General features: G+C 34.1%; 4 protein-coding genes and 1 tRNA gene. 4 read left to right on the top strand and 1 reads right to left on the bottom strand.

The genetic code is table 11. The features are described from left to right. Positions 1-277: 277 nt before the first annotated feature. Positions 278-354, bottom strand: a tRNA-Val gene (locus A9G11_RS10760). A 272-nt stretch (positions 355-626) separates the two neighbouring features. On the opposite strand from A9G11_RS10760, the gene recQ reads away from it, so the two are divergent. From recQ to A9G11_RS10740, 4 genes are all read left to right on the top strand, one after another. Beyond that, positions 627-2456: a DNA helicase RecQ gene (gene recQ / locus A9G11_RS10755; protein WP_065619616.1), complete on the top strand. Its 1830-nt coding sequence runs from the start codon at positions 627-629 to the stop codon at positions 2454-2456. A 123-nt stretch (positions 2457-2579) separates the two neighbouring features. Next, complete coding sequence (locus A9G11_RS10750) at positions 2580-3800, top strand: hypothetical protein (protein WP_065619617.1); 1221 nt, start codon at positions 2580-2582, stop codon at positions 3798-3800. Between the two features lie 172 nt (positions 3801-3972). Then, the gene (locus tag A9G11_RS10745; protein WP_065619615.1) at positions 3973-5151 is read left to right on the top strand and encodes a M20 family metallopeptidase; all 1179 of its coding nucleotides are present in this window, start codon (positions 3973-3975) and stop codon (positions 5149-5151) included. A gap of 531 nt (positions 5152-5682) precedes the next feature. Next, on the top strand, positions 5683-7332 hold the full coding sequence (locus A9G11_RS10740) for a hypothetical protein (protein ID WP_065619614.1): 1650 nt from the start codon (positions 5683-5685) through the stop codon (positions 7330-7332). Positions 7333-7606: the final 274 nt, after the last annotated feature.

Here is a 7606-nt window from a genome sequence, read left to right as displayed (position 1 = left end):
CAATAAGTAACCTATTAATTATATTTATAAATTAGATAATTTGAAAAATAATTATAACAACAGATCCTTTTGGTTTATAAAAAACTAGGTTTAACATCAGGAGGATATGATTACACTTAATAAAAATAAAATGACGGCATTACCTTTACTTGCAAAATATTGTAATTAAGTTTTAAACGTTATTACTTAAAAAAAATGTTGGTGAAGGTATTAGTTTTAAGATTCTATCTAACTAAATTATATTATTAAATAATGTAGGTCATAGAAGGCTTAAGATTGGTACGCCCGGGTGGACTCGAACCACTGACCCCCACCATGTCAAGGTGATGCTCTAACCAACTGAGCTACGGGCGTATATTTGAAACACGCAAATATTATCTTCCAAATCGATTTCTATCAAGTAAAAAAATTAAAAATAGCTTGTTTTTTAATCTGTTGAACATATTTGCTTATAAAACCGACGGAATCTATCTTGAATCCATTATTGGTCATAAGAATTTATAACCTTTAGTTGCAATTTTGATACATTTATTTTAATTGTAAATAAATGTTGATTCTCTGTGGTTTGTTATAGCTAATTTAGCTATACTCGACAAATTATTTAGAAGTTCTGTTTTCAGGTTAGTATGTCTATAAAAGGTCAGATTGAAGATGTTTTACATAATGTTTTTGGATATAAATCATTTAGGAATCAACAAAAAGAAATAATAGAATCAATTATCGATGGACGAGATACTTTAACCATTATTCCAACTGGTGGTGGTAAATCTTTATGTTACCAAATACCAGCAGTTTTATTGCCAAGAACAGCATTAGTTATTTCACCGTTAATTTCATTGATGAAAGATCAAGTTGATCAACTATTAGCTAATGGTATTTCTGCCGCATTTCTTAATGCGTCACAATCTACAGATGAGCAGCAACAAGTTATTGAGCAATATCTAAATCATACAATAAAACTATTATATATCTCGCCGGAGAGATTAGCTGTATCTTCATTTTCAGCATTAATAGAACAGTATCCGCCTTCTTTAATAGCAATTGATGAGGCTCATTGTATCTCACAATGGGGGCATGATTTTAGACCTGATTATCGTCAGCTAGGTCAACTTTCAACTCATTTTCCTGATGTGCCAATAGTCGCATTAACTGCAACGGCTGATAAAATGACACAAGCGGATATAATTCATCAACTTAAATTGGTTGATCCTTTAGTGGTGGTACGAAGCTTTGATCGCCCGAATATTCGATATACGGTTGTTGAAAAATTCAATTTAACCGAACAAGTCGTTTCTTTTATCGAAACCCAAAAAGGGAATAGTGGTATTATTTATTGTTCAAGTCGTTCAAAGGTAGAAGATATGACTACGCGATTAGCTGCTCGTGGTTTTTCTGTAATAGCCTATCATGCAGGGTTAACAACTAAAGAGCGTCAATGTGCCCAAGAAGTTTTTTTAAAGGATGATGTACAAATTATTGTGGCAACGGTAGCTTTTGGTATGGGTATTAATAAACCAAATGTGCGTTTTGTTGTTCATGCGGATTGTCCTAGAACAATTGAAGCTTATTATCAAGAGACCGGACGAGCTGGTCGAGATGGTGTTCCAGCTGAAGCGATGTTACTTTTTAATAGTAAAGATCTCAATTGGTATCATCGCCAAATCGCAAGCAAAATGGAAGACAAGCACAAAGAAGTTGAGTTACATAAAATTAACGCAATGGAATCATTTGCTCAATGTTTGACGTGCAGACGAATTGTATTATTAAATTATTTTGGTGAAAAACGGACAGAGCCTTGTAATAACTGTGATATTTGTCTTTATCCACCAGAACTCTATGATGGTTTGATTGATGCACAAAAAGTCTTATCATGTGTTTATCGTGTAGAACAACGTTATGGCGCTCAATATATAGCCGATGTTTTACGGGGATCTGCTCGTTCACAAATTAAAGAGAATGGACATGATAAATTATCGGTTTATGGCATAGGTAAAAAGCATTCAGCAGACTATTGGTTGAGTGTGATTAGGCAATTAATCTATTTAGGCTATTTAAATCAAAATATCTCAACTTTTACAACACTACAGCTAACCGCTGACGCTCGCCAAATACTTCGAGGTGAGATAAGTCTCAAATTAGCTAAACCCCGTTTAGAAATAGTTAAGAAGAGTCGTTTAAATCGTTATGCGAGATCGATTAATTTAACCACTATTTTATCTCATCAGGAACGAATTTTATTCAACAATCTAAAAAGATTACGCAAAGATGTCGCTGACGTGGAAGATGTCGCTCCTTATATCATCTTTAGTGATGCCACTTTGCTGGAAATGGTTCAAACTATGCCAGAAAGTAAAAAAGAATTACTAAATGTTACAGGTGTCGGTAAAATTAAATTGGAAAAATACGGTGACTTATTTTTAAATGAACTCAATGATTTTATGATAAAAAATGTATAGCAATTAAAAATTAACTGTAAAAAAATATTGCAAATAAATTTTTATAGTTTACTTTTTTACAAATTAAATAACTAACAAAGATGAAAAATGGAGTTTTTTATGTTTTCAATGCCAATGAACAATATGCCTCAAATGATGGCTTTAGTTTTGTTATTGATTATTCTTTATCTTGGCGATATTGTCTCTACACGAACTAAAGCATGGGTTCCGTCCATGTTTGTCTGTGCGGTATTAATTTTATTAGGTTATTGGTCATTTTTCCCAAAAGATATCGTTGCCAGAGCGGGTATCCCTGATGTTGTTGCTATCATGTTTATGTATTTATTAATTGTCAATATGGGAACATTATTGTCAGTTAAGGAGTTATTACGACAATGGAAGACAATTTTAATCTCTATGTCGGGTATTGTTGGCATAATTATAGTAGCTATTATCATTGGTTATTTGTTCTTTGATTACAATACGGTGATTGTCGCGATTCCGCCATTAGTTGGTGGAATTGTTTCGGCAATTATTATGGCTGATGGCGCAAAAACTGCTGGCTTAGATAGTCTGGCAGTATTTGCCATTCTTATCTATGTTATGCAAGGGTTCGTGGGTTATCCTCTCACTTCTATTATGCTTAAACGAGAAGGTCGAAAAGTACTTCAAAAGTATCGTGCAGGTACATGGTCATCTGTTGATGACACAAAAGGCCAGTTAGATAACAAAGAGGATATCACTACTGATGTAAATCCGATGCCACGGCTTTTTGCAAAAGTTCCGGTCAGCTATAACTCCACTTATTTCATTTTTTTACGTATTGCAATTGTTGGCTTTTTAGCTTATTTCTGTTCAGAAGTTCTAAAACCAGTAGTTAGTGTTAGTCCTTTTGTTCTTTGTTTACTATTCGGTGTGATAGCCTCATCATTAGGTTTTTTAGAACGTCATCCTTTGAAGAAAGCGGGAGGATTCGGACTTGCTGTTATGGGCTTAATGCTATTTATCTTTAACACGCTAAGTAGAGCTACACCACAAATGTTAGTTGGTCTAATTACGCCTTTGGTAGTATTTATTTTAACCGCTGTAGTTGGTATGTTTATTTTTTCTGTGATAGTCGGATGGGTATTAAAAGTAAGCAAAGAGATGGCATTCTCTATTGCTTTGACTGCACTATATGGTTTCCCTGCTGATTATATTATCACCACAGAAGTTATTAATAATTTAACTAATGATCAAACTGAAAAAGATATGCTTACAAGTCATATGCTACCACCGATGTTAATTGGTGGATTTATCTCTGTGACGATCGTATCTGTTGTACTTGCAGGAATAATGGTTAATATGATCACAGGGCCTTTATGATCTGTAAATTGACAAATTGATTTAATTTATAATGAGATAAAAAGTAAAATTGGATTAGCAAAGTGTATTCGTTTAAAACAACGTTATTGGTAATTATTTTAATTAATTACGGTTAGCTAAAAATAATCACTTAATAAGTGATTGAACAAATTGAAATATAAAAGGTATAAAAATGATAAGTCATGAAATAAAAACATTAATTAAACAAAATATTAATGAGATGATTGCTTTTCGTCGAGATTTACATCGTCATCCTGAATTACCTTGGGAAGAGTTTAGAACGACAGATAAAATTGCTGAACAACTTGATAAAATTGGAATTCCTTATCGTCGCACTGAACCAACAGGAATTATAGCTGATATTCAAGGCGGTAAACCGGGGAAAAGGATTTTGCTACGAGCAGACATAGATGCATTGCCTGTACAAGAGTTAAATAAAAATATTGATTATAAATCAACAATTGACGGAAAGATGCATGCCTGTGGTCATGATACTCATGCTTCTATGCTACTGACAGCAGCTAAGGCGCTGTATGCTATTCGTGAAAAGTTAAAAGGTAACATTAGACTCGTTTTCCAACCAGCAGAAGAGATTGCACAAGGTGCAAAAGGTATGATTAAACAAGGTGTTCTTGAAAATGTTGATAGTGCATTTGGTATGCATATTTGGTCACAAACACCGGTTGGTAAAGTATCTTGTGTTGTAGGATCGAGTTTTGCTTCTGCTGATTTGTTAACCGTTCGTTTCAAAGGTAAGGGCGGTCATGGCTCTATGCCACATGATACTGTTGATGCAGTAATGGTTGCGTCGGCTTTTGTAATGAATGTTCAATCTATTGTATCAAGAGAGATTGCACCACTTGACCCAGCGGTTGTAACAATTGGACGTATGGAGGTTGGTACACGTTTTAATGTAATTGCTGAAAATGCAGTGCTTGAAGGCACGGTACGCTGCTTCAATGTTGCTGTACGTGATAAAATTGAATCTGCGATTCGACGTTATGCCAATCAGGTTGCAGCTATGTATCGAGCGACAGCTGAAGTTGAGTATATTTATGGTACATTGCCTGTCATTAACGATAAAGAGAGTGCCTTATTAGCCCAAAAAGTTATTATTGAATCATTTGGTGAAAATACGCTTTATTTTGAACCACCAACTACGGGAGGAGAAGATTTTAGTTATTATACTGAAAATATTCCCGGTGCATTTGCATTAGTCGGTTCAGGCAATCCAGAAAAAGATACCCAATGGCCACATCATCACGGTTGTTTTAATGTTGATGAAGATGGTATGAGTTTGGGTGCTGAATTGTATGCACAATATGCATGGGCATATTTAAATCAAAACTAATTATCTTTTAAACTTCCAGAAACTTGCATTAGCAATTCAAATATTACAATATTATGTATTTACATAATATTGTAATAATCGATTATAGTTTGCTAAATTATTTTCGGTTCTTGAATTTGACAGACAATACGTTTCAAAAAAAATGGTATTTAATAACATTAGTATTAGTGATGAAGGAATTAAAGTAGTTAAAATCGACTTAATCATCCTCCAAAAAAGGCTAAAGTATAAAAACCTTTTCAAGCCTTTTACTAACACGATTTGTACTTAAATATTGAATTCAGCCTTAATTTCATACTAAAACATGTTGTTGACCTGAAACATCTTTACAAAATTTTGAAATTGTTTTTTTCTATACTTTAAATAAATACTGAGATACTTTTTAAAAGCAATTGAAAATTTACAAATCTTTACAAATACCTAATGCTTATATTTGAATAATATTAATAAAAAATTTATACTTCTTTAGCATAAAAAATAAATATATTAACAATAAAACAATTTTATATCCTATTTCAAAGGAATGATAACATGTTGAAAATAAACAGTTATTCAAACAATGATTATAAATATACTGCTATATCTGCGGTAATAAAACCTCTGTTTTTAAGTATTAGCTTATTGTTAACAATTAGTGATGTCTATGGTTTATCTGGAACGACTGCGAAAGTTATTAATGGTACGGAACCTTATCTGTTGTTACCTGATGGAGTAACTGAAGTAACTAAGGATAATATAGATACTCTGCTTGATGATTGGTTCACCATTTATATACCTGACCCTACAGATAAGAATCAAAGGATCAAACTAACTCGAGATTTAGCGGATAAGGGGATATATGAATTGGCTAAAAATACAAAACTCAGTGAAATACAGGCAATAGTTGAAGCGGATAATCAACCACATACTGTGACAACTGATTTTAAAGTTGGTGATGTGGATGGCGATGCAGATAATCCTGTTAATACGTCCGTAAGCGCCGAGATACAGGCGTGTTGGATAAATGAATTGAATCCGTTGGGTTGCGAAAAATTTCTACAATATCAGACTGTGGACGATTGCACAGGACCATATAACTTGACGTTAAAGTTTGGTACTCCTTTTGCTGCCAGAACCAAGTATGGTATCCCTAATAGTCGGGCTTATGGCGTAAATGATTACTCTGTCACATATAAGTTTCTAGTAGATAACAAAAGGATATGTTGGCTTCAACCCTTCAGTATGGATTATTTCCATAGTGATAACGTGGGTGAAGAGATTACCATACGAGAAGGTTATTACAGGAGGTTTTGGGACTGGAGGGGCAAGATCAATCCAGACGAGGATCATTCTGTAGGAGAGTATATGACGAAGCAACGTGGTTGGCTTAGGAAATATGATGGAGTATATGGGGATAAATTCCCGACTACCGGATTTAAAGGGGCTAGATTCAGTATTTTGGCTTCAGGTTATGACCAAAGTATCTACAGATGTTCATCGGAGGATGATGGAATAAAAATAAAATTATCAAACGACATACCTAGAACCTTTAGGAATGAACTCTTGAGATTAAAATATGACGCTGTAGGGCAGAATTGTACTGTGACTTATCTCTCTAGAACTAAGGCGCAGTTTATGGCTGGTGGCAAGGCGCCTTCAATCAGAATAGAACAAAAAAAGCCTGATGGAGAATGGTGGCAAGTTGATAGATTGTATTTAGAAGCACCGCAAAAATGGGCGCTTGGTTCTGCTCAAGTGCTAGAATACGGAGATAACAATAACTTAATGTATGCTAAGAATTTTCCTGCGTTAGATATATGCCGCGGAGTATCGTCTGGTACAACGACAAGAGATCAGGCTGTAGGGCAATCAGAGTCAGATAAGCAATTCAGGCAAAAGTTTATGTATCGACGAGATGAGATAACTAACAGTCCGTATAGTGACAGAAATAAAGCTCCAGAATTTAGTAGCGTAACTCTTCCTGAAGATAGTTATTTTGTTCGTGATGTGGATCATACGTTTATGGGTGAGTGGGGTCGACTGGAAGTTTACCCTGACTCTCCTTGGTTCTATTCTGACAATTATCACGAGGGTCTTTATTTAACTCCTGAACTTTGGAGTCCAGAACGAGGATATAGTGTTGGGGGATCTGGAAACGTTCTATACTATAACAAAGGTATATTGGTATGTCGTGGTGATTAAATAATTTACCCTTAGATTGTGTAAATATCAGGTTATTACTAAAAATAATAATTGGTTAAATATAGTGCAGTGTTGCTATCGGTTAATGGTATCAAAGACTAATTTTGGTTAATTAGCTACTTTGTAAATATTCAAAAACAGGAACAGAACAAAGGTTTGTCTCAATATTATATCAGGAAATAGTAACCGGTTGAGGTAGTAAAGGGTTACTATTTCATAATATATAATAAATATCCAATTAACTCTCAAATAGTGATTCAACCCATTATTATAA

It is taken from the genome of Gilliamella sp. wkB108 (assembly GCF_001690195.1).
Taxonomy (GTDB): Bacteria; Pseudomonadota; Gammaproteobacteria; order Enterobacterales; family Orbaceae; genus Gilliamella; species Gilliamella apicola_L.
This window is presented reverse-complemented; position numbering and strand designations above follow the sequence as displayed.